The sequence below is a fragment of the Mycobacterium timonense genome (genome assembly GCF_025821985.1).
Taxonomy (GTDB): Bacteria; Actinomycetota; Actinomycetes; order Mycobacteriales; family Mycobacteriaceae; genus Mycobacterium; species Mycobacterium avium.
The window spans coordinates 39,644-60,019 of the sequence record NZ_JACKSY010000023.1; the positions used below are offsets into that span (position 1 = coordinate 39,644).

General features: G+C 67.3%; 15 protein-coding genes. 6 read left to right on the forward strand and 9 right to left on the reverse strand.

Going from position 1 to position 20,376, the window contains the following annotated elements; all coding sequences use genetic code 11:
• Positions 1 to 67: 67 nt before the first annotated feature.
• A complete protein-coding gene (locus H7I87_RS07405; RefSeq protein ID WP_023871280.1) occupies positions 68 to 2,194 on the forward strand; it encodes an Rv1355c family protein in 2,127 nt (708 codons plus the stop codon).
• 109 nt (positions 2,195 to 2,303) lie between these two features.
• Positions 2,304 to 4,169: a putative bifunctional diguanylate cyclase/phosphodiesterase gene (locus H7I87_RS07410; protein ID WP_011725275.1), complete on the forward strand. Its 1,866-nt coding sequence runs from the start codon at positions 2,304 to 2,306 to the stop codon at positions 4,167 to 4,169.
• Between the two features lie 18 nt (positions 4,170 to 4,187).
• On the opposite strand, the gene H7I87_RS07415 is transcribed toward H7I87_RS07410, so the two are convergent.
• Positions 4,188 to 4,907: a hypothetical protein gene (locus tag H7I87_RS07415; RefSeq protein WP_031344330.1), complete on the reverse strand. Its 720-nt coding sequence runs from the start codon at positions 4,905 to 4,907 to the stop codon at positions 4,188 to 4,190.
• Between the two features lie 374 nt (positions 4,908 to 5,281).
• Here H7I87_RS07415 and H7I87_RS07420 point away from each other — a divergent pair, with 374 nt between their 5' ends.
• Positions 5,282 to 5,518 (forward strand): hypothetical protein, encoded by a 237-nt coding sequence (locus H7I87_RS07420; protein WP_011725277.1) that lies wholly within the window; start codon positions 5,282 to 5,284, stop codon positions 5,516 to 5,518.
• Between the two features lies 1 nt (position 5,519).
• Here the strand turns inward: H7I87_RS07420 and uvrA are convergent, their stop codons facing one another.
• Entirely contained in the window at positions 5,520 to 8,435 is a 2,916-nt protein-coding gene (uvrA, locus tag H7I87_RS07425) for an excinuclease ABC subunit UvrA (protein ID WP_011725278.1), read from the reverse strand.
• Positions 8,436 to 8,542: 107 nt separating this feature from the next.
• On the opposite strand from uvrA, the gene H7I87_RS07430 reads away from it, so the two are divergent.
• On the forward strand, positions 8,543 to 9,229 hold the full coding sequence (locus H7I87_RS07430) for an MBL fold metallo-hydrolase (protein WP_031344328.1): 687 nt from the start codon (positions 8,543 to 8,545) through the stop codon (positions 9,227 to 9,229).
• Positions 9,230 to 9,246: 17 nt separating this feature from the next.
• On the opposite strand, the gene H7I87_RS07435 is transcribed toward H7I87_RS07430, so the two are convergent.
• Positions 9,247 to 9,690: a universal stress protein gene (locus H7I87_RS07435; RefSeq protein ID WP_009977337.1), complete on the reverse strand. Its 444-nt coding sequence runs from the start codon at positions 9,688 to 9,690 to the stop codon at positions 9,247 to 9,249.
• Between the two features lie 285 nt (positions 9,691 to 9,975).
• On the opposite strand from H7I87_RS07435, the gene H7I87_RS07440 reads away from it, so the two are divergent.
• Positions 9,976 to 11,559, forward strand: a complete 1,584-nt coding sequence (locus H7I87_RS07440; RefSeq protein ID WP_033711996.1) for a mannosyltransferase — start codon at positions 9,976 to 9,978, stop codon at positions 11,557 to 11,559.
• A gap of 52 nt (positions 11,560 to 11,611) precedes the next feature.
• Positions 11,612 to 12,334: an MgtC/SapB family protein gene (locus H7I87_RS07445; RefSeq protein ID WP_003876250.1), complete on the forward strand. Its 723-nt coding sequence runs from the start codon at positions 11,612 to 11,614 to the stop codon at positions 12,332 to 12,334.
• Between the two features lie 2 nt (positions 12,335 to 12,336).
• Here H7I87_RS07445 and H7I87_RS07450 read toward each other — a convergent pair whose 3' ends face one another.
• The 6 genes from H7I87_RS07450 to H7I87_RS07475 form a co-directional block, all read right to left on the reverse strand.
• The gene (locus H7I87_RS07450) at positions 12,337 to 13,755 is read right to left on the reverse strand and encodes an MFS transporter (RefSeq protein ID WP_011725282.1); all 1,419 of its coding nucleotides are present in this window, start codon (positions 13,753 to 13,755) and stop codon (positions 12,337 to 12,339) included.
• Between the two features lie 57 nt (positions 13,756 to 13,812).
• Complete coding sequence (gene uvrB / locus H7I87_RS07455) at positions 13,813 to 15,981, reverse strand: excinuclease ABC subunit UvrB (protein ID WP_011725283.1); 2,169 nt, start codon at positions 15,979 to 15,981, stop codon at positions 13,813 to 13,815.
• Between the two features lie 87 nt (positions 15,982 to 16,068).
• On the reverse strand, positions 16,069 to 16,497 hold the full coding sequence (locus tag H7I87_RS07460) for a hypothetical protein (protein ID WP_224119133.1): 429 nt from the start codon (positions 16,495 to 16,497) through the stop codon (positions 16,069 to 16,071).
• A 61-nt stretch (positions 16,498 to 16,558) separates the two neighbouring features.
• Entirely contained in the window at positions 16,559 to 17,629 is a 1,071-nt protein-coding gene (locus tag H7I87_RS07465) for a hypothetical protein (protein WP_063967186.1), read from the reverse strand.
• Positions 17,630 to 17,632: 3 nt separating this feature from the next.
• Complete coding sequence (locus H7I87_RS07470) at positions 17,633 to 17,941, reverse strand: hypothetical protein (RefSeq protein WP_023881779.1); 309 nt, start codon at positions 17,939 to 17,941, stop codon at positions 17,633 to 17,635.
• A 193-nt stretch (positions 17,942 to 18,134) separates the two neighbouring features.
• The gene (locus tag H7I87_RS07475; protein WP_011725287.1) at positions 18,135 to 20,210 is read right to left on the reverse strand and encodes a serine/threonine-protein kinase; all 2,076 of its coding nucleotides are present in this window, start codon (positions 20,208 to 20,210) and stop codon (positions 18,135 to 18,137) included.
• Positions 20,211 to 20,376 lie beyond the last annotated feature (166 nt).

Sequence of the window (20,376 nt, forward strand, 5' to 3'; positions counted from 1 at the left end):
ACATTTTCGGCCGGGCGTTTGCGTTTGAGCCGCTGGCCCACCGGCCAGGTGCTATACACGAAGCACCATGGATGCGCCCGCCGTGACCGCCTATGCCGCGCAACTTCTCGAGATCGGTGAGCCGAACGACGAGTTGACGTTACAGCGGCTGCGAGCCGAACCGTGCGTTGAGTTCATCGACCGCCTCGATGCACAGTTGGCCAACCTCGGCAGCCTTCGTCCCGCCCCGCCGCCTGAGCTTCTTACGGAGCCGGGCCGATGGGCTTACTACCCCTGGCGGCGCACGGCCGTGGCGGTCCTGGGCCCGCGCGGATACCGCGCGGTCCGGTTGGACCGCAACCGCCACAACATCACGCCGCAAGAGCAGGAAAAGCTTGGCGCGCTGAGTATCGGCGTGGCGGGACTGAGCGTCGGGCACGTGATCGCACACACCCTGGCCGCCCAGGGACTGGGTGGTCGCCTCCGCCTGGCCGACTTCGATCACATCGAACTTTCGAACCTGAATCGGGTGCCGGCAACGGTGTTCGACCTCGGCCTCAACAAGGCACGGGTGGCCGCGCGGAGAATCGCCGAGCTCGATCCCTATATCGACGTCGAAATATTCGACGCGGGACTCGCTCTGGACAACGTCGACGCATTCCTTGACGGGCTGGACATCGTCATCGAGGAGTGCGATTCGCTGGACATCAAGGCCACCCTTCGGGAAGCCGCGCGCGTCCGCCGGATTCCGGTGTTGATGGCCACCAGCGATCGCGGGTTGGTCGACGTGGAACGCTTCGATCAAGAACCTGCGCGCCCGATCCTGCATGGCTTGATGGGCGATCTCGACATTGAGTTACTTCCCAGCATGACCAGCCGCGAAAAGGTGCGACACATCCTCGGTTACCTTGAAGCTGAACAATTATCGTCGCGCGGCGCGGCGTCGCTGATCGAGGTCGACCGCACGCTGTCGACCTGGCCGCAGTTGGCCTCGGATGTGGTACTGGGAGCGGCGGCGCTGGCCGAAGCCGTGCGTCGAATCGGACTCGGCGAGAAGCTGCACTCGGGCCGCACTCGCATCGATATCGGCTCGGCGTTCGATCACCTCGACGAGCCCCACGTAGCGCGGCACGGTCCCGTACTGGTGGACGATCACGACCCGCTGGAACTGCCCGGGATGACGGGGATCATCGCCGCCGCGGCGATTCGTGCACCGTCCGGCGGAAACGTACAGCCGTGGCATGTCCAAGCCGGACCCGCCGACGTCACCATCGACATTGCCCCCCAACACACTTCGACCATGGACGTCGGCTTCCGTGGCAGTGCGGTCGCGGTGGGCGCTGCCCTGCTCAACGCAAAAATCGCCGCGGCCGCCCACCACATTCTCGGACCGGTCAAACTCGAGGAGCAGGTCGATGGCTCACTGTTGCGCGCCACCCTGGAAATGGCCGACGGCACCGACCCCGGCCTGGCGCGGCTCTATCAACCGATGCTGCAACGCGAAACCAACCGGCACCATGGAAAGCCAGAAGCGATCGACCCCGCCCTCGTCGAGGCCCTCAGCACCGCAGCGCAACGGGAAGGCGCGCAACTGCGTCTGCTCACACAGAAAGACCAAATATGGCGTGCAGCAATACTTTTGGGTGAATCCGACCGCATTCGCTACCTGACACCGCAACTGCACCAAGAGATGATCTCCGAACTGCGCTGGCCCGGCGATGCCGATCCCGACACCGGTATCGATGTGCGCAGCCTCGAACTCGATGCGGGCGACTTGGCCATGCTGGATATTCTGCGACGCACGGACATCATGGCGCACCTCGCCGAGTGGAACGCGGGCAGCGCACTGGGCGACGACATCCGCAACCGGCTACTAGCCAGTTCTGCACTGGCCGCGATCACCGTGCCGGGCCAGGACCTCCGAGACTACGCACGTGGCGGAGCGGCCGTCGAACTGGTCTGGATCATCGCGCAGCGGGCGGGGCTCGCGGTGCAGCCGGTTTCGCCGGTATTCCTGTACGCCCACACCCGAACCGAGTTCGAGGAACTTTCGCTCCAGTTCGCTGATGAGCTAATGCAATTGGAACGCGATTTTCGCAGTTTGGTCGACATTCCAGCAGACGAGTCAGCCGTGCTCCTACTCCGGTTCACCGCGGGACCACCGACATCGGTGGCGAGCCGGCGAAGCATCGATCGAGCCCGGGTGCTCAGTTGAACCGTTGTATAAGGCACCGCTTTGGGATCCCAAGGCTGTCACGCACCCATCCCCGTGATGCGGCGCACAATGCCTGCCTTGCCCGTCGTAGGAGGCTACGGTAAGGGCAATGTCGGGCACCTTGGACCACCTGGTCACCGCTGCCGCCGCGGAACTGATGGCGGCCACCGCGGCAGACGCCGCCCAGATCAGCGAACGGGTGCTCGCCGACCTCGTCAGCCACTTCGGCGTTAATTTCGGGTTTCTGCGGCACAACGATCACAGCATCCGCGCGACAGTGCTCGTTGCTGAATGGCCCCCGCGCAACGTGGACCCCGACCCTCTCGGGGTGATCTATTTCGCCGACGCCGACTCTGTCTTCGCGCGGGTCGAGACGATGAAAGAACCCGATGTTCTACGTCCCGAACCGGCGAATGCCGACTATCAACGCAATATCGAAGACGGCACCGGAATCCCCGAGGTCTCCCTGGCCGCCGTTCCGCTGCTGTCCGGAGATGTCACCACCGGGACCCTGGGATTCGTCAAGTTCGGCGATCGCGAATGGCTATCCGAGGAACTCAATGCGTTACAGGCGATCGCGGCACTCTTTGCGCAGCTGCAAGCCCGTGTCGTCGCCGAAGAGCAAATTCACTACCTTGCCGAGCATGACGAACTTACCGGGTTGCTGAACCGCAGAGCGCTCATCGCGCACCTCGACAAGCGGCTGGCGCCGGGACAGCCCGGCCCGGTTCCAGTCGTGTTCCTCGCGATCGACCGCTTCAAAGTCATCAACGGCCGCCTCGGCCAAGACGCCGGCGACCGATTCATCGACGCCTTCGCCGCGCTACTCCGCGAAGCCACCGAAATACCGTCCGTCATCGCCCGTTTCGGGGGCGACGAGTTCGGCGTCGTGCCGGCTGCGCCGATGGATGTCGAAGCGGCCGAAAGTTTTGCGCACTCATTGCACGAGCGGCTTCACCATCCGATCGCAATCGACGATGAAATGCTCAGCCGCACCGTCAGTATCGGCGTCGCGGCCGGCATACCGGGGGACGAGAGCACGTCGGATTTGCTCCGCCGGGTGGACCAGGCCACCCGATCGGCCAAGGCCGCCGGCGGCAACAACGTCGCGACCTTCCGCCCGGAGATGTCGACAATAGACACGATCCGCAACGACATCGAGCTGTACCTGGAAGGGATGATCGACGGCGGCAGCGGTGCGCTGGTCTTGCACTACCTGCCGGAATTCGACATGCGTACCGGCGAGATCCTCGGCACCGAGGCGCTAACGCGTTGGCAACACCCCACTCTGGGCTTGTTGATGCCTGACTCGTTCATCCAGGTCGCTGAATCAATCAACCTGGGTGCCAAATTGGGCCGCCTGGTCATGCGGTCAGCGTGTGCGCAATTCGGACAGTGGCGGTCACGCGGCGTCGGACAGGGAACCGTGCTGCGAATCAACGTCTCGCCCGTCCAGCTGGTCACGGCCGGCATAGTTGACACCGTCGCGGCCACCCTCGACGAGTTCGGCCTCGATCCGAGCACCGTGTGCCTCGAGATCACCGAAAGCGTTGTGGTCCAAGACATCGACGCGACGCGTCAGACGTTGTTCGGGCTGAAGGACATCGGAGTGCAGATCGCCATCGATGACTTCGGCACCGGTTACAGTGTGCTGACATACCTCAAATCGCTGCCCGTCGACTCGCTCAAGATCGACAAGGGTTTCGTCCAGAGTCTCGATACCAATCCCGGTGACCTGGCAATCGTGCGTTCCACGCTGGCCCTCGCCGACGCGTTCGGGCTCGACGTTGTGGCCGAGGGTGTGGAAACGGTGGCAGCGGCCGAGACGCTGCTCAGCCTGGGCTGCCATCGCGCACAAGGCTTCCTGCTGTCACGCCCACTCGACAGCGCGGGTATGGAAGCGCTTCTGATCAAAGGCGCTATACCGATGAGGTTCTCGGACGGGGGCGCTCCCGAAAACCAGCACGTGGTCTAGCAGCAGGCCATCAGAAACCTATGCCGATAGGCGGCTGAGGATTTCGGTGTTCTCGGCGCACATCAACTTGAATTGCGCCGGATCGGCATGGGCGGCGAGGGTGCGGCGGTCCCACCACATCACCTTGGTTCGGTAGTTCTCGTTGGGATAGGCCGCCGCCGGCACCCGAGACGCCACCACACCGCCGGAGGACTGCCACTGCTCGAGCACGTGCGCCGCCGCGGTGGCCATGACGAACTGGGCACCGAGCAGCGTCATCGTCGGCAACGCGGTGCGGGCCAGCACGGTGGAAAGGGCCCGATTGCCGTATTCGCGGGAATTCGTCCATGCGCTTTTCACTTCCACGACGCCAAAGGGAATCCGGTTGGCAATCATGTAGCGCAGCAGCGGAAGCCCCGGGTTTCCTTTCCACTCCTTCAGGGCGTGCGAATCCTCCGGAGACCGCAACGGCCCCACCACCCGCGTCCCCCCGACGACCCGACCTTGGGGGTCAAGCGCGGCAAAGAACAGGATCGTGTCGGCGCCATCCCTGATCCGCTCCAGGTCGAGCACCCAGTCCAGGCCGTGCTTGCGATAACTCTCGAGTGCGCCGTCCAGATATTGATTCCACAATTCGGGCTCCGCTTCCGGCGTCGACGCGGTGACCCGACAACCCGTCGCCTGGTCGTACCAGCCGAATCCGGTCTCCGGCCACGGGCCGTCGCTAATCTCTCTTGCCGCGAGCTGAGCCGCTTCCATGTTTACCTCCACTCATTTGCCGTACGATCCGAGCCATTTTTGACCGAGCCTTCAGCACCAATTTGTTTGTTAATAAGACTCGTGACAAATAACCAAGGTGATTGTGGCACAAGCAGCTAATTACGTCCCTTCGGCTCGGGCAAGAAGTTGCACGGCGCGCTTGCTCAGCGGCGCATGGGATTTGGCGAATAGAACAGCTACTGTTCAGTAACCGCGGTGGCGGCCGATTTATGGTTAACGCCGGTCCCGGCCAGAGCATGGAAAATGTGGCGTGCAGCGACGAATCTTCCCCAATCGTCTGTGCCGATGATTTGACGCCCAACGGTGACAACAGGCGTTGCCTATTTCGATCGCCGCCGCAGTAGCGTAACCGCATGCCCGACGAATCAGCTACGCCGGCCGACGCCGGCTACGACAACGCCGGCGTGCCCACCTTCGATTCCGTCCGGGACAAGATCGAGGCGCGCTACGCGACGGCGCAGGGCGCCGCCGACCTCAACGCGGAATCGCCCGAAGGCCGATCGGTCGCCGAGCAGTACGACGAGCGGAAACGCGCCGCCGCACGGCGGCTGGCCCAGATCCGCGAGTCCATGCGGCCGCAGCAGGATTGACTCAGGCGGTGGCTTTGCGGCGCCGGCTCGACCGGCGCGGGGCGCCGGCCGCCGCCCCGCCACGGCCGATCACCTCGGCGAGGAACTTGCCGGTGTAGCTCTCCGGCACCGCGGCGACGTCCTCCGGAGTGCCTTGCGCGACAACGGTTCCGCCCTCGGCACCGCCCTCCGGGCCCATGTCGACGATCCAGTCGGAGGTCTTGATCACGTCCAGGTTGTGTTCGATGACGATCACCGTGTTGCCTTTGTCGACAAGGCCGTTGATGACCTTCAGCAGCTTGCGGATGTCGTCGAAATGCAGCCCCGTGGTGGGCTCGTCGAGGATGTAGATGGTGCGGCCGGTGGAGCGCTTCTGCAGTTCGGCGGCCAGTTTGACGCGCTGCGCCTCGCCACCGGACAGGGTGGGCGCCGGCTGGCCGAGCCGCACATAACCCAGGCCGACGTCGACCAGGGTGCGCAGGTAGCGGTGGATGCCGGTGATCGGCTCGAAGAACTCCGCCGCCTCCTCGATGGACATGTCCAGCACCTCGGAGATGGTCTTGCCCTTGTAATGCACCTCCAGGGTCTCCCGGTTGTAGCGGGCGCCGTGGCAGACCTCGCACGGCACGTACACGTCGGGCAGGAAGTTCATCTCGATCTTGATGGTGCCGTCGCCCGTGCACGCCTCGCACCGGCCGCCCTTGACGTTGAACGAGAACCGGCCCGGTTGATAGCCACGAACTTTGGCCTCGGTGGTGGCGGCGAACAGGGTGCGGATCTTGTCGAACACGCCGGTGTAGGTGGCCGGGTTGGACCGCGGTGTGCGCCCGATCGGCGACTGGTCCACCCGCACCAGCTTGTCCAGGTGGTCCAGCCCGGTGACCCGGGTGTGCCGGCCCGGCACCAGCCGGGCGCCGTTGAGCCGGTTGGCCAGCACCGTCGCCAGGATGTCGTTCACCAGAGTCGATTTGCCCGAGCCCGACACGCCCGTCACCGACGTCAGCACACCGAGCGGGAACGACACGTCGATGCCGCGCAGGTTGTGCTCGCGCGCCCCTACCACGGTGAGCTGGCGGCGCCGGTCGACCGGGCGCCGGATCGCCGGCATCTCGATGCTTTCCTTGCCGGACAGGTAGGCCCCGGTGATCGAGTCCTGGTTGGCCAGCAGCTCGGCATAGGTTCCGCTGTGCACGATCTGGCCGCCGTGCTCACCGGCCCGCGGGCCGATGTCCACGATCCAGTCGGCATGGGCGATGGTGTCCTCGTCGTGCTCCACGACGATCAGCGTGTTACCCAAATCCCTTAATCGCGTGAGGGTTTCGATAAGCCGGCGGTTGTCGCGCTGGTGCAGACCGATGGACGGCTCGTCGAGCACGTAGAGCACCCCCACCAGCCCGGACCCGATCTGGGTGGCCAGCCGGATGCGTTGCGCCTCACCGCCGGACAGGGTGGCCGCCGCACGCGACAGCGACAGATATTCCAGCCCGACGTCGAGCAGGAACCCCAGCCGGGACTGGATCTCCTTGAGCACCTGCCCGGCGATCGCCTGCTCGCGGGGCCCCAGGGTGAGCGTGTTGAGGAACTCCGCGCAATCCGAGATGGACAGCTCGCACACCTCGGCGATGGATTTCTTCCCGTGCCGCCCCGCCGCCAGCGTGACGGCCAGGATCTCCGGCTTCAGCCGGGTGCCCTCGCAGACCGGGCAGGGCACGTCGCGCATGAAGCCCTCGTAGCGCTCCTTCATCTGCTCCGACTCGGTCTGGGCCATCTTGCGCTGCAGGAACGCCAGCACGCCCTCGAAATCGGCGTAGTACGAGCGGGTCCGGCCGTACCGGTTGCGGTAGCGCACATGCACCTGGTGGTCGGAACCCTCGAGAATCGCCTTGCGGGCCTTGGCCGGCAGCTTGCGCCAGGGGGTGTCGACGTCGAAGCCCAGCTCGTCGCCGAGCCCGGCCATCATCCGGGTGAAGTACTCCGCGGTGTGGCCCGTCGACCACGGCGCCACCGCCCCCTCGGCCAGGGTGCGCTCCGGGTCGGGCACCACCAGGTCGGGGTCGACCTCCTTGCGGATGCCGAGCCCGCTGCACTCGGGGCAGGCGCCGTAGGGCGAGTTGAACGAGAACGACCGCGGTTCCAGGTCGTCGACCGCCAGCGCGTGCCCGTTGGGGCAGGCCAGCTTCTCGGAGAACCGCTGCTCGCGGTTGTGCGCGTCGTGTTCGTGGTCGACGAATTCCAGCACCACGATGCCGTCGGCCAGGTTCAGCGCGGTCTCCACCGAATCGGTGAGCCGCTGCTTGGCGGACGCCTTGACGGTGAGGCGGTCCACCACCACCTCGATGTCGTGCTTTTCCTGCTTCTTCAGCTTCGGCGGATCGGTCAGCGGATGCACCACGCCGTCCACCCGGACCCGGCTGTAGCCCTGGGCGTTGAGCTTCTCGAACAGGTCGGCGAACTCGCCCTTGCGGGTGCGCACCACCGGGGCCAGCACCAAGAACCGGGTGCCCTCGGGCATCGCCAGCACCTGGTCGACGATTTGCTGGGGCGTCTGCCGGGCGATCCGCTCGCCGCACACCGGGCAATGCGGGGTGCCCGCGCGGGCGTAGAGCAGCCGCAGGTAGTCGTAGACCTCGGTGATGGTGCCGACGGTCGAGCGCGGGTTGCGGTTGGTGGACTTCTGGTCGATGGACACCGCCGGCGACAGCCCCTCGATGAAGTCCACGTCCGGCTTGTCCATCTGCCCCAGGAACTGGCGGGCGTAGGCCGACAGCGACTCCACGTAGCGCCGCTGCCCCTCGGCGAAGATGGTGTCGAAGGCCAGCGACGATTTGCCCGATCCCGACAGCCCGGTGAACACGATCAGCGCATCCCGGGGCAGGTCGAGGTCGACGCCGCGCAGGTTGTGCTCGCGGGCGCCCTTGACGATCAGACGGTCAGCCACGCTGCCCTCTCTCAATGAATCCGCTCCGTACAGCCGGTATGCGCACGGCGCATTCCATGCTAGGTGCCCATACCGACAAGCAACGTTTGACCAGTAACGTGGCCGCTATGACTGCCTCGGTTGTTCCCAGCGACAACTACACCGGACACGTCGATCCGGGCACCGCGGCCCGCCGGACCCTACCCGGCGCCACGATCATAAAGGCGTCGGTGGGCCCGATGGACAACAACGCGTACCTGGTGACGTGTTCCGCGACCGGCGAAACACTGCTGATCGACGCCGCCAACGACGCCGACGTGCTGATCGGCCTGATCCGCGACTACGCCCCCAAGCTGTCGCTGATCGTGACCAGCCACCAGCACTTCGATCACTGGCAGGCGCTGGCCGACGTCGCCGCCGCCACCGGGGCGCCCACCGCCGCCAACGAGATCGACGCCGACCCACTGCCGGTCAAACCGGATCGTTTGCTGGCGGGCGGGGACACCGTGCGCATCGGGGAGCTGGCGTTCGACGTCATCCACCTGCGCGGGCACACTCCCGGCTCGATCGCGCTGGCCCTGGACGGGGCGGCGACCGGCGGGGTCACCCAGTTGTTCACCGGCGACTGCCTGTTCCCCGGCGGGGTGGGCAAGACGTGGCAGCCCGGCGACTTCGACCAGCTGATCGACGACGTCACCACCCGGGTGTTCGACGTGTACGACGACTCCACCGTCGTCTACCCCGGGCACGGCGACGACACCGTGTTGGGCAACGAACGCCCCCACCTCAGCGAATGGCGCGAGCGGGGCTGGTAACGGTCAACCGGTAGCGGTCATGAGGTGGTGTGCACGATGAGCACGTCGGTCTTGGCCCGCCGCGACACGTTGGCCGGCACCGAGCCCAGCAACCGTCCGGCGATGGTGCTCAGACCGACGTTGCCGACCACCAGTAGGTCCGCCTGCTCCTCCTCGGCGAGGTGCACGAGCGCATCCACCGGGGCCCCCACGATGGGGCGCTCGTCGACGTTCTTCGCTCCGGCCTGGTGGGCGCGCTCCTTGGCGTCGCGCAGAATCGCATAGATCGGGGCGGTGCCCGACACCTTGTAGCTTTCTTCCCGCAGGGCGTCGGCGGCCCGGGCGTCCTCATGCTGGGGCAAGTACGCCGAGGCCACGATCAGCTTGGCATCCGGTCCGGCGATCTGCGCCGCCCGCTCTACCGCACGCATCGACGAGTCCGAGCCATCGGTTCCTACCACGACAGTCCGATAGGCGCCCATTTACCCTCCCAGTGTCGGTTGGTCAGCCAACCCAAGACAGTATCGCGTTTGCTCGATGCTGAGGAGGTAGATCAGCGACACGGTGTGGCGCGGCGGGTTTGCCAATTTGGCGGGCCCGGCTGCGGCAATGGACAATTTCGCCGATGCCAAAACAATCCCGTCCCCGAGGGCAGCGCGGAAAGCATTGCATTGCGCCGCTTTTCGCCGATTCCGGGGCCGACGGCGAATACCCCGGCGGCTGTTTGTGAGCCGCCGCACCGGGCGCGCCCTAAAGTAACAAGCATCATGTCCATGCCCACCCTCGAGCCGACTTTCGAGTCGGGCGCCGGGGATATCGTCGCCGAACCTGCGCCTCGCCGTCCGCGGGGAAGGTTGCTCGATCCGTGGGCGATCGCGGTGCTCGCCACCGCGCTCAGCGCCGCCTGGGCGTGCCGGCCGTCGCTGTGGTTCGACGAGGGGGCGACGATCTCGGCCGCGGCCAGCCGGACATTGCCCGAGTTGTGGCGGCTGCTCGGACATATCGACGCCGTCCACGGGGCCTATTACCTGCTGATGCACGGCTGGTTCGCGCTGTTCCCGCCCACCGAGTTCTTCTCCCGGTTACCCAGCGCCCTGGCGGTCGGGGCCGCGGCCGCCGGTGTCACGGTGTTCACCAGGCAGTTCGCCCCGCGGCGGACGGCGGTGTGCGCGGGCGCCGTGTTCGCCCTGCTGCCCCGCATGACGTGGGCGGGCATGGAGGCGCGCCCGTACGCGTTCGTGGCCGCCGCCGCCGTCTGGCTGACCGTGTTGTTCGTCGCCGCCGTCCGGCGCGGCGCGCCCCGCGGGTGGGTCGGGTACGCGCTGGCGTTGATGCTGGCGATCCTGCTCAACCTCAACATGGTGCTGATGGTGCCGGTGTACGGCGTGATGCTGCCGCTGCTCACGGCCCGCGGCGCACGCAGGTCGGCGGCGCTGTGGTGGGCCGGCAGCTCGGCCGTCGCCGTCGGGGCGATGACGCCGTTCCTGCTGTTCGCGCACAACCAGGTCTGGCAGGTCAACTGGATCTACCCGGTGAGCTGGCATTACGCGTTCGACATCATCTTGCGCCAGTATTTCGACCACAGCGTCGCGCTGGCCGTGCTGAGCGCCGTGCTGATCGTGGCGGCGGCGGTGGCCCGGCTGGCCGGGGTGCCGGCGCCGCCGGGCGACCTGCGCCGGTTGTTGATCCTCTGCGCGGCCTGGATGGTGATCCCCACCGCGCTGGTGGTCGTTTACTCGGCCGTCGCCGAACCGATCTACTACCCGCGCTACCTGATCTTCACCGCGCCCGCGATGGCCATCGTGCTGGCCGTCTGCATCGTCACGCTGGCCCGCCGCCCCTGGCCCATCGCCGGCGCGGTGCTGCTGTGCGCCGTTGCCGCGCTGCCGAATTACCTGTTCGTGCAACGCTGGCCGTACGCCAAGGAGGGCTGGGACTACAGCCAGGTCGCCGACCTGATCGGCTCGCACGCCGCACCCGGCGACTGTCTGCTGGTGGACAACACCGTGCCGTGGCGGCCCGGCCCGATCCGCGCGCTGTTGGCCACCCGGCCCGCGGCGTTCCGGTCACTGATCGACGTCGAACGCGGCGCATACGGCCCCAAGGTCGGGACGCTGTGGGACGGCCACGTCGCCATCTGGCTGACCACGGCCAAAATCAACAAATGCTCGACCATCTGGACGATCACCAATAAGGACAACTCGCTGCCCGACCATCAGTCCGGGCAATCGCTGCCACCGGGCAGCGCATTCGGGCAGGCCCCCGCATATCGATTCCCCGGCTATCTCGGCTTCCACATCGTCGAGCGGTGGCAGTTCCACTACTCGCAGGTTGTCAAGTCCACCCGCTGACGACGACGGCCGCCGGCCGCGTGAAGTTCCGGATGCTGGGTAGCTTGACGGCATGCAGATCTGGCTGACCGGGGCGCCGCTGCTGGGCGGCAGCGTGCAGGGCGCGCGGCATGCCGTCGAACTGTTCGCGGCGTTCGGGTTGACGGCGCTCATCGGGCTGGAGCGCACCATCCAGGGCAAGAGCGCCGGTTTGCGGACGCAGACGATCGTGGGCACCTCCTCGGCGCTGATCATGTTGGTCAGCAAGTACGGCTTCAGCGACGTGCTGTCGGCGGGCAGCATCGTGCTGGACCCGTCTCGCGTTGCGGCCCAAGTGGTTTCGGGGATCGGATTCCTCGGCGCCGGCATCATCATCACCCGGCGCGGTGCGGTGCACGGTCTTACCACGGCGGCCGCGGTGTGGGAATCGGCGGCCATCGGTTTGGCCACCGGCGCGGGCCTGCTGCTGCTGGCGATCGCGGTCGTGGGGCTGCACTTCGTGAGCGCGCTGGCGTTCAATGCGGTGGAACGCCAACTCAATGCGCGGCTGCGCGGCACGGTCCGGTTGCGCATCATCTACGCCAACGGCCGCGGCGTGCTGCGCGAGTTGCTGCGTCTTTCCGGGCAGCGCGACTGGCAGCTCACCGAACTCGACGCCGACCCGCACGACATCGACGACGGCGAGGTCGCGGTGTCAATGACGTTGTCGGGAGCCAAGATCGCCGATGCGGCGCACGTCTTCGCCGAGGTGGACGGGGTCGCCGCGGTGCTGTCGGCCGATGATGCGACGGACTGAATTCAGCCGACGTTGCCGACCGGCTGCGCCTGGCGGGTGGCCCGGGTGGCGGCGTAAGAGACGGCCACCCCCGCCGCACTGAGCGCGGTGAAGACGGTGAACAGCAGGTGGGCGGCCATCTCGTCACCCCCGGTGGCGGTGTTGACGACGACGCCGGCCAACCCGGCGCCGATCGCGGCGGAGGTCAGCTGGACGGTGTTGATCGCCGCCGAAGCGGCGCCGCCCTCGGCCGGGTCGTTGACCGACGCCATGGCCCGCGCCGACAGATGCGGCCAGGCCATCCCGATGCCCGTGCCGGCGACCAGCAGCGCCACCGCCCACAGCGCGGCGGTCCAGGCCGACCCGTCGCCGTGCCGGGCCACCGCCCCCAGCGCCAGCCCGGACGCCGCCACGAGCGGCGCCACCATGACCACCCGTCCCACCGTGCGCGGGTTCTCCGGGGAGGCGCTGACGATCTCGCTGACCGTCCAGCCCAGCGCGAGCGCCGCTCCCAGGAAGCCGGCCGCGATCGGGGTGAGGTGGGCCAGCCGCTGACCGAACAGCGGCACATAGGTGTTCACCATCGCGGCGGCCATCAGCACGCCCATGGTCAGGTAGATCCACTTCAGCGGCCCCGGCGAGAACACGCTGGGCGGCAGGATGGCGGCGTGCATGCGCCAGTCGACGATCACGAACAGCCCGACCAGCATGATTCCGGCCGCCAGTAGCCCGAAGGTCGCCGCGGTGTTGTGCGGGATCTGCGCCACGCTGACCGCCAGCGAGGCGACACCGATGATCAGCAGCGACCACACCGGCACCTTCATCCGGGGTATGGCGGGGGCCGGGTCGACGCGGGCCAGCGCGACCGGCACCAGCAGCGCCATCAGCGCGGTCAGGACGGCCATCACCACGAAGGCCCAGCGCCAGATCCCGAGCTGCGCGAACAGCCCGCCCGTCGCGGGCCCGACCACGGTCGCGACGCCCCACATCGCCGACACCAGCGCCGAGCCGCGGGTCCACAACCAGCGTGGCAGCGCCGAGTTGATCACCGCGTAGCCCAGGCCGGCCAGCAAGCCGCCGGCCACCCCCTGCATGGCGCGCCCAGCAATCAAAACATGCATATCGGGTGCCGCACCGCAAACCAGGCTGGCGACGCCGAACACGGCCAGCCCCAGCAGATACGACGCCCGCGCGCCGACGCGCAGCAGCATCGGATTGACCATGGTGGCCGCGACCACCGAGCCGACCAGATACAGCGTCGTCACCCACGCGTAGAGCCGACTGCCGCCGATCTCGGCGATGGTGTTGGGCAACAAGCTGGTGGTCAGGAACTCATTCGTGGCGTAGAGCGCCACCCCGCCGGCGAGCAGGATCGAGGTCCTCAGATACCTGGCGCCCAGCAGCTCTCGCCAGCCGCCGGTGATGGTCGCCGCATCCGTCACCCCTCTACCGTATGGCGTGCCGCGGCGATGCGAGCTGGAGATCGGTTGCCAGCAAACTCATTTCAGGCCGGCGGCGTCCATCCCGCGCAGCTCCTTCTTCAGGTCGGCGATCTCGTCGCGGAACCGCGCGGCCAGCTCGAACTGCAGGTCGCGGGCCGCGGCCATCATCTGCGCGGTGAGGTCCTTGATCAGGTCGGCCAGCTCGGCGCGGGGCATGTTGGTGGTGTCGCGGCCCTCGACGATGCCGGCGCTGACGGCCCGGCCGGGCTCGCCCTGGGCGCGCCGCCCGCGGGACATGCTGCGCCCGGAGCCGATCTCGACGGTCTCGGTGTCGTCGGCCTCGCGGTAGACCTGGTCGAGGATGTCGGCGATCTTCTTGCGCAGCGGCTGCGGGTCGATGCCGTGGGCCTCGTTGTAGGCGATCTGCTTGGCCCGGCGCCGCTCGGTCTCGTCGATGGCCTCCTTCATCGACTCGGTGATGGTGTCGGCGTACATGTGCACCTCGCCGGAGACGTTGCGGGCGGCGCGGCCGATGGTTTGAATCAGGCTGCGCGCGGACCGCAGGAAGCCTTCCTTGTCGGCGTCCAGGATCGCCACCAGCGACACCTCGGGCAGGTCGAGGCCCTCACGCAGCAGGTTGATGCCGACCAGCACGTCGTACTCGCCCAGCCGCAGCTGGCGCAGCAGCTCCACCCGGCGCAACGTGTCGACCTCGGAGTGCAGGTAGCGCACCCGGATACCCATCTCCAGCAGGTAGTCGGTGAGGTCCTCGGCCATCTTCTTGGTCAGCGTCGTGACCAGCACCCGTTCGTCGGCCTCGGTGCGCTTGCGGATTTCGCCGATCAGGTCGTCGATCTGCCCCTTGGTCGGCTTGACCACCACCTTGGGATCGACCAGCCCGGTGGGGCGGATCACCTGCTCGACGAACTCGCCGCCGGTCTGGCTGAGTTCGTACGGGCCCGGGGTGGCCGACAGGTAGACCGTCTGGCCGATGCGGTCGGCGAACTCCTCCCAGGTGAGCGGGCGGTTGTCGCAGGCCGACGGCAGCCGGAACCCGTACTCGACCAGGTTGCGCTTGCGCGACATGTCGCCCTCGTACATGCCGCCGATCTGCGGGACGGTGACGTGGGACTCGTCGATGACCAGCAGGAAGTCTTCCGGGAAGTAGTCGAGCAAGGTGGCCGGCGGCGAGCCCGGGCCGCGGCCGTCGATGTGGCGCGAGTAGTTCTCGATGCCCGAGCAGAATCCGACCTGGCGCATCATCTCGATGTCATAGTTGGTGCGCATCCGCAGCCGTTGGGCCTCCAGCAGCTTGCCCTGGCCCTCCAGTTCGGCCAGCCGCTCGGCCAGCTCCTGCTCGATGGTGGAGATGGCGTGGGCCATTCTTTCCGGGCCGGCCACGTAGTGGGTGGCCGGGAAGATCCGCAGCGAGTCGACTTGGCGGATCACGTCGCCGGTCAGCGGGTGCAGGTAGTACAACGCCTCGATCTCGTCGCCGAAGAACTCGATGCGCACGGCCAGCTCTTCGTAGGACGGGATGATCTCGACGGTGTCGCCGCGGACCCGGAACGAGCCGCGGGTGAAGGACAGGTCGTTGCGGGTGTATTGGACGTCGACCAGCAGCCGCAGCAGGGCGTCGCGGGGCACCTCGGTGCCGACCCGCAGCTCCACCGAGCGGTCCAGGTAGGACTGCGGCGTGCCCAGGCCGTAGATGCACGACACCGAGGCCACCACCACCACGTCGCGGCGCGACAGCAGGCTCGAGGTCGCCGAGTGCCTGAGGCGCTCGACGTCGTCGTTGATGGAGCTGTCCTTTTCGATGTAGGTGTCGGTCTGCGCGATGTACGCCTCGGGCTGGTAGTAGTCGTAGTACGACACGAAGTATTCAACCGCGTTGTGCGGCAACATCTCTCGCAGTTCGTTGGCCAGCTGGGCGGCCAGCGTCTTGTTGGGCGCCATCACCAGCGTGGGCCGTTGCAGCCGCTCGATGAGCCAGGCGGTGGTGGCCGACTTGCCGGTGCCGGTGGCCCCGAGCAGCACCACGTCGCGCTCCCCCGCCCTGATGCGGCGCTCGAGCTCGTCGATGGCGGCCGGCTGGTCACCGGCCGGCGCGTGCGGGCTGACCACCTCGAAGCGGCCGCCGGCCCGCACCAGCCCTTCGACGGCCTCCTCGGCCGGGCGGTACTCCGAATGCGCGACTACTGGATGTTCCGTGGCAAATGCCATGTCACCAGGGTAGAGGCGATCACCGACAAGTGCGGCGGGGCGGGTTCGCGAAGGTGGCTCACGCTGGTCGCGCGGTGACCGGATCGATCACGGTGGGTCGGCGTACAAGCGCGGTTCGTTGACCACCGGATGCGCTTGCTCCGGGCGGTGCTGCGCCAACGACGGTGCCGTCGGCGTGTAGCGATGCTCATCGTCGATGTCTGATGGGTGTTCTGGAAGGCCTGGGTGTCGATCGCCTCTCCAGCAGATCGTGTCGGTTTCCCCGGGCTGACGGGAAAAGTGCCCGGGCCAATTCTCCTCGAGATCTAGCAAGTAGTAGTACAGCACTGCCTCATCTACGTCCGGCCAGGGACTCGGGTCGAGGATCGATTCTCTGGTGTCGCGGACCAAGCCCCAACTGATGTCGGATGGCGGAGCCTGGTACACCAGGTACATCATCGGCCCTTCTGTCCATGCGTGCGACACCAGAAACGTGTAATGCCCTTCTGCCGCGTTGGCAAACTGGTTCTGGTTCACTATGTGTTGCAAGAGCTTTCGCAGAACGTCGGCTGCGAATGCGCGTTGCTCGTCCGTGTGTTCAGTTGATGGGCACATTGTTATTCACCCATGGCGGCGTCAAAGTCCACCCCGGACGGATCTCCACCACTCCACTTCCTCCCGGGAGGGGGAACATGGTGATCACCCCTTTCTGTCCCCCATCTGACACATCTGCGCGCCCAGAACGCGGATCGACGACGATCCTCATCGTCAGACTCTCGCCGGTGTCCTGGCAGCTGGCGATCCCCAGCGGGCCGCTGGCGCAGTGAACGCGGTTGATAAGGACGTCATAACGAAGCGTACCGTCCGGTTGGTGCTCTGGACGGCTATGTGAGATCAGGTCTTTGAAGACATTGGGGTTGACCACGCCATGCCTCCAATACGCCTTGTCCCAGCCCCATCCCTCTCTTTTTTCTGCGTTGTAGTAGCCCCGCCGCAGCACGACATGGTTGCCGTCGAGATCGGTTGCCTCGGCCACCACCTCGTTGACTGGATAGGATCCGTTGGGCGGTGGATCTTCTTTGAAGGTGTGGTGGTCGACCGCTTGGAATTTCGGTTTGCGCTGAGGCGCATCGGAATCCGGGGTTTGCGGAAACGTGTCGCGGATTCCGGCCGTGGCCGCGGTGACTCTGCCGGCGACCTGCTGGTCCAGGGCGACCAATTCAGCGGCGCGCCGGCGTATGTCACCGGCGAAGGCTTGCGCCTGAGCCTGCCGGGCCGCTCGCTGCGCAGCCGAACCACCCGTCGAACGATCTGCGACCGACATGTCTTCGTACACATCGAAGCCCGACCGCATGGCGTCCTCGACGGCGTAGCGGACTCGCGAGCGGGCCGCGACCAACTCGGAGGCGCCGCTTCGGGCGACTCCGGCCGCTGCCCGCAGTTGGTCGGCGACCCCGCTGGTCTTCCCCGCGTCGTCGTGCGTCGCAGCGTGCAACGCGTCCGCCGCGCGGCCTCGCCAATCACTGGACAGACCGTCCCGCCAGACTTGGTGGATGACTGAGTAACTCCGCTCGCCGACGGCCTCCCAGTGGCGGGCGGCGTCGGTCAGGTGTTGGGTCGGCCACGCCAACACCTGCGAGAGGTCGGGGAACCCCGCCACCGCTGCCATGGCCTACACGGGGACCGTCGAATGAGCCGCCGAACGGGCCACCGCGGCCATCGCGTCCGCCGAGTCCGCCTCGTTGGAGGCGTAGCGCCGGCCCGCCTCGGCGACACGACGTGAATGCGTCTGCACCCGGGTGGCGAGCCCAGCCGTGAAAGCCGTGACGTCGGCATGAGCGGCGTTGACCGCGGCCATGCTGGCCTGGCTCGGCAATCCCGAGGCCGTCGGCGCCGCTGGAACGTGCAATTCGCCCGCTGCCGTCGCCCAGCGACCAGCCATCGCTGCCAATCCAGCGGGGTCCACCCGCACTGCCTGCATAGGTGGGGATTTTATTGGGAATGCGACGCGGCGAAAGTCAGTCAGCGCCAGGCCCACCCGTGCCACATGCGTCACGTGCGTACCTGTCCGGAAGGACAACGTGTCTCCCAAACTCGCTAGCGCATCCGCTAGCGAGTTTGAAACTCACCTCATGGTGTCCCGAGACCCGGAACCCCGAGGCGCCGAAAGACAACTACCCAGCGGGACGCGTCCACGTGCGGGTGACCGGATCGCACTGCAGCAGGTAGCCGTCACTGGAGGTGCTCATGGCGAACACCGAGGTGCCCGGCCGGTCACACGAGCTGCCGGCCGCGTGCACGCCCATGGTGATCGGCGCCTTGGCCCAGCTGCTGCCCTCGCAGACGATCTGCTCGTTGTTGGTCGGGTCGTAGGCGACCTTGCCGACATCGCTGCACAGCCCGCCCAGCACCGGCGGCGCCGGCGCGGTCGCGGTGGGCGAGGCGTTGATCACCGAAGCGGGATCGGCCACGGTCACTCCCGGCGGCACGTCGCCGACCCGGGTGGCCACCACCGGCACCCGCACCACCGCCCCCTGAGCACCGCACTCGTTGCTGAGCACCGTCTCGGTCTCGGTGCCGCGCAGCGTCCCGTCGCTCTGCGGCGCCAGCGACCGAGCGATCGTCTCCTGCTGAGTCGCCCCGGCCGGCCCGCCGGGCCGGGTGCAGCCCACCCGTTGCTGTTCGGGCGCCCCCTGCCAGTAACCGCCCACGAAGCGCAGCGTGTCCGTCTGGTCCCCGTCGGGACCGCCGGCCGCTTGATGGGTGGCGTCGTCCAACCGCGTCCCGGTGGCCGCACACCCGCTGCTGGTGCACGCCGACCGGAAGGCCCACCAGTTGGTACCGGCTCCGTCGTGGCGGATCCCGATGCCGTTGGTGGTGCGCTTGGTCTGGTCGTAGTCCAGCTTGTAGGTCCCGTTGAGCACCGGTCCGCCCGCGATGGGCGCGGCGACGGCGGCGGGCGGCGACGGTTTCGACGCGAGCGCGGGGTTGGCCGGCGGGGCACCGGGCTGAAACGAGTAGAGCACCGACCAGGTCGCCGCGACGGCGACGAGCACCGCGCACACCAACGCGGCGGCCCACCGGGTTTGCGGCGAGAACCGGTGCGTCACGGCGGCGATGACACGGCCCGGCCCGCGCCGGCGATGCGCCGGCGACGCGACGGTGCGCGACCGGGCATCAGGGCCGATCGCGGCGGCGCCGTCGCACTCCCGGCTGACGGCGGCGGCGAACGCGCGACACCGGTCGAACCTGTCCTCGGGCACCTTGGCCAGGGCCTGGCAGAACACCTCGTCCAGCGCGGCCAGCTCGGGCCGGAAATCGCTGAGCCGGGGCGGGTCCTCGTGCAGATGCTGACCGATCACCGCAATCGGGTTGGAGTGCTGGAACGGCGGCGCACCGGTGAGCAGATGGAAAGCCGTTGCGGCCAAGGCATATTGGTCTGCCCGGCCGTCGATGGGCGAACCCGTCAGCTGCTCGGGCGCGGCATACGCCACCGTCCCCACCGCGACGTTGGTTTCGGTGATCCCGCTGATGTCGCCCAGATGCCGCGCAACCCCGAAGTCCGCCAACAAGATTCGCCGCTCCCCCGCTTCGGGATGGGTGAGCAGGATGTTGGCCGGCTTCACATCACGGTGCAGTAGGCCGCGGGCGTGCGCGTAGTCCAGCGCCCCCGCCACCGCCTGCACGATGGCCGACACCTCGTCCAACGGCATGCCGTCGGCGTAGCTCTCTTTGACCAGCCGCGAGGCGTCGGTGCCCTCGACGTAGTCCATCGAGATCCACAGGTGGCCGTTGAATTCACCGCGGTCGTGGACGCCGACGATGTGCGGATGCCACAGCGTCGCGGCCAGATCGGCCTCCCGGTTGAATCTTTCGCGAAACTCGGGATCGACCGTCACCGCCTCGGCGAGCACCTTGATCACGTCGCGGCGCGGCAGCCGGGGATGCAGAGCCAGGTACACCTCGGCCATACCGCCGGCGCCCAGCTGCCGCAAAATGGTGTACCCGGCGAACGACGCTCCGTTGCCTATCGTCAGTCGCGGCCCGCCGGGCTCGCTATTCCCTTGCGCCGCTGCGGGTTCCGGGTGCGGACGGGAATCGACCGGCGGGATCCGGCGAAACAGCTGCCCGATGGGCATGCCGGGCAGCGACTGAAAGCCCGCGCGCAGCGCCGCGCGGGCCTGTCGCGGGTTGCTCAACAGTCGCCGCCCGGCCCCGATGCGCCGGGTAGTTCCCTTGTGCTCGTTCACGTCTGCCTCACCCCCTCGTCACCGGTCGCCTCCACTGTGATGCGGATCGCACCCGCGGCTGGTCCGGACGCAGTCTGCGTGCACCCCTCCCGTTCGAATAATGCCGCACGCCAGTGGGCGATTCGCCTCGGCAGGTTATGAAAGCGCTGTGAGTGACCGAACCGAA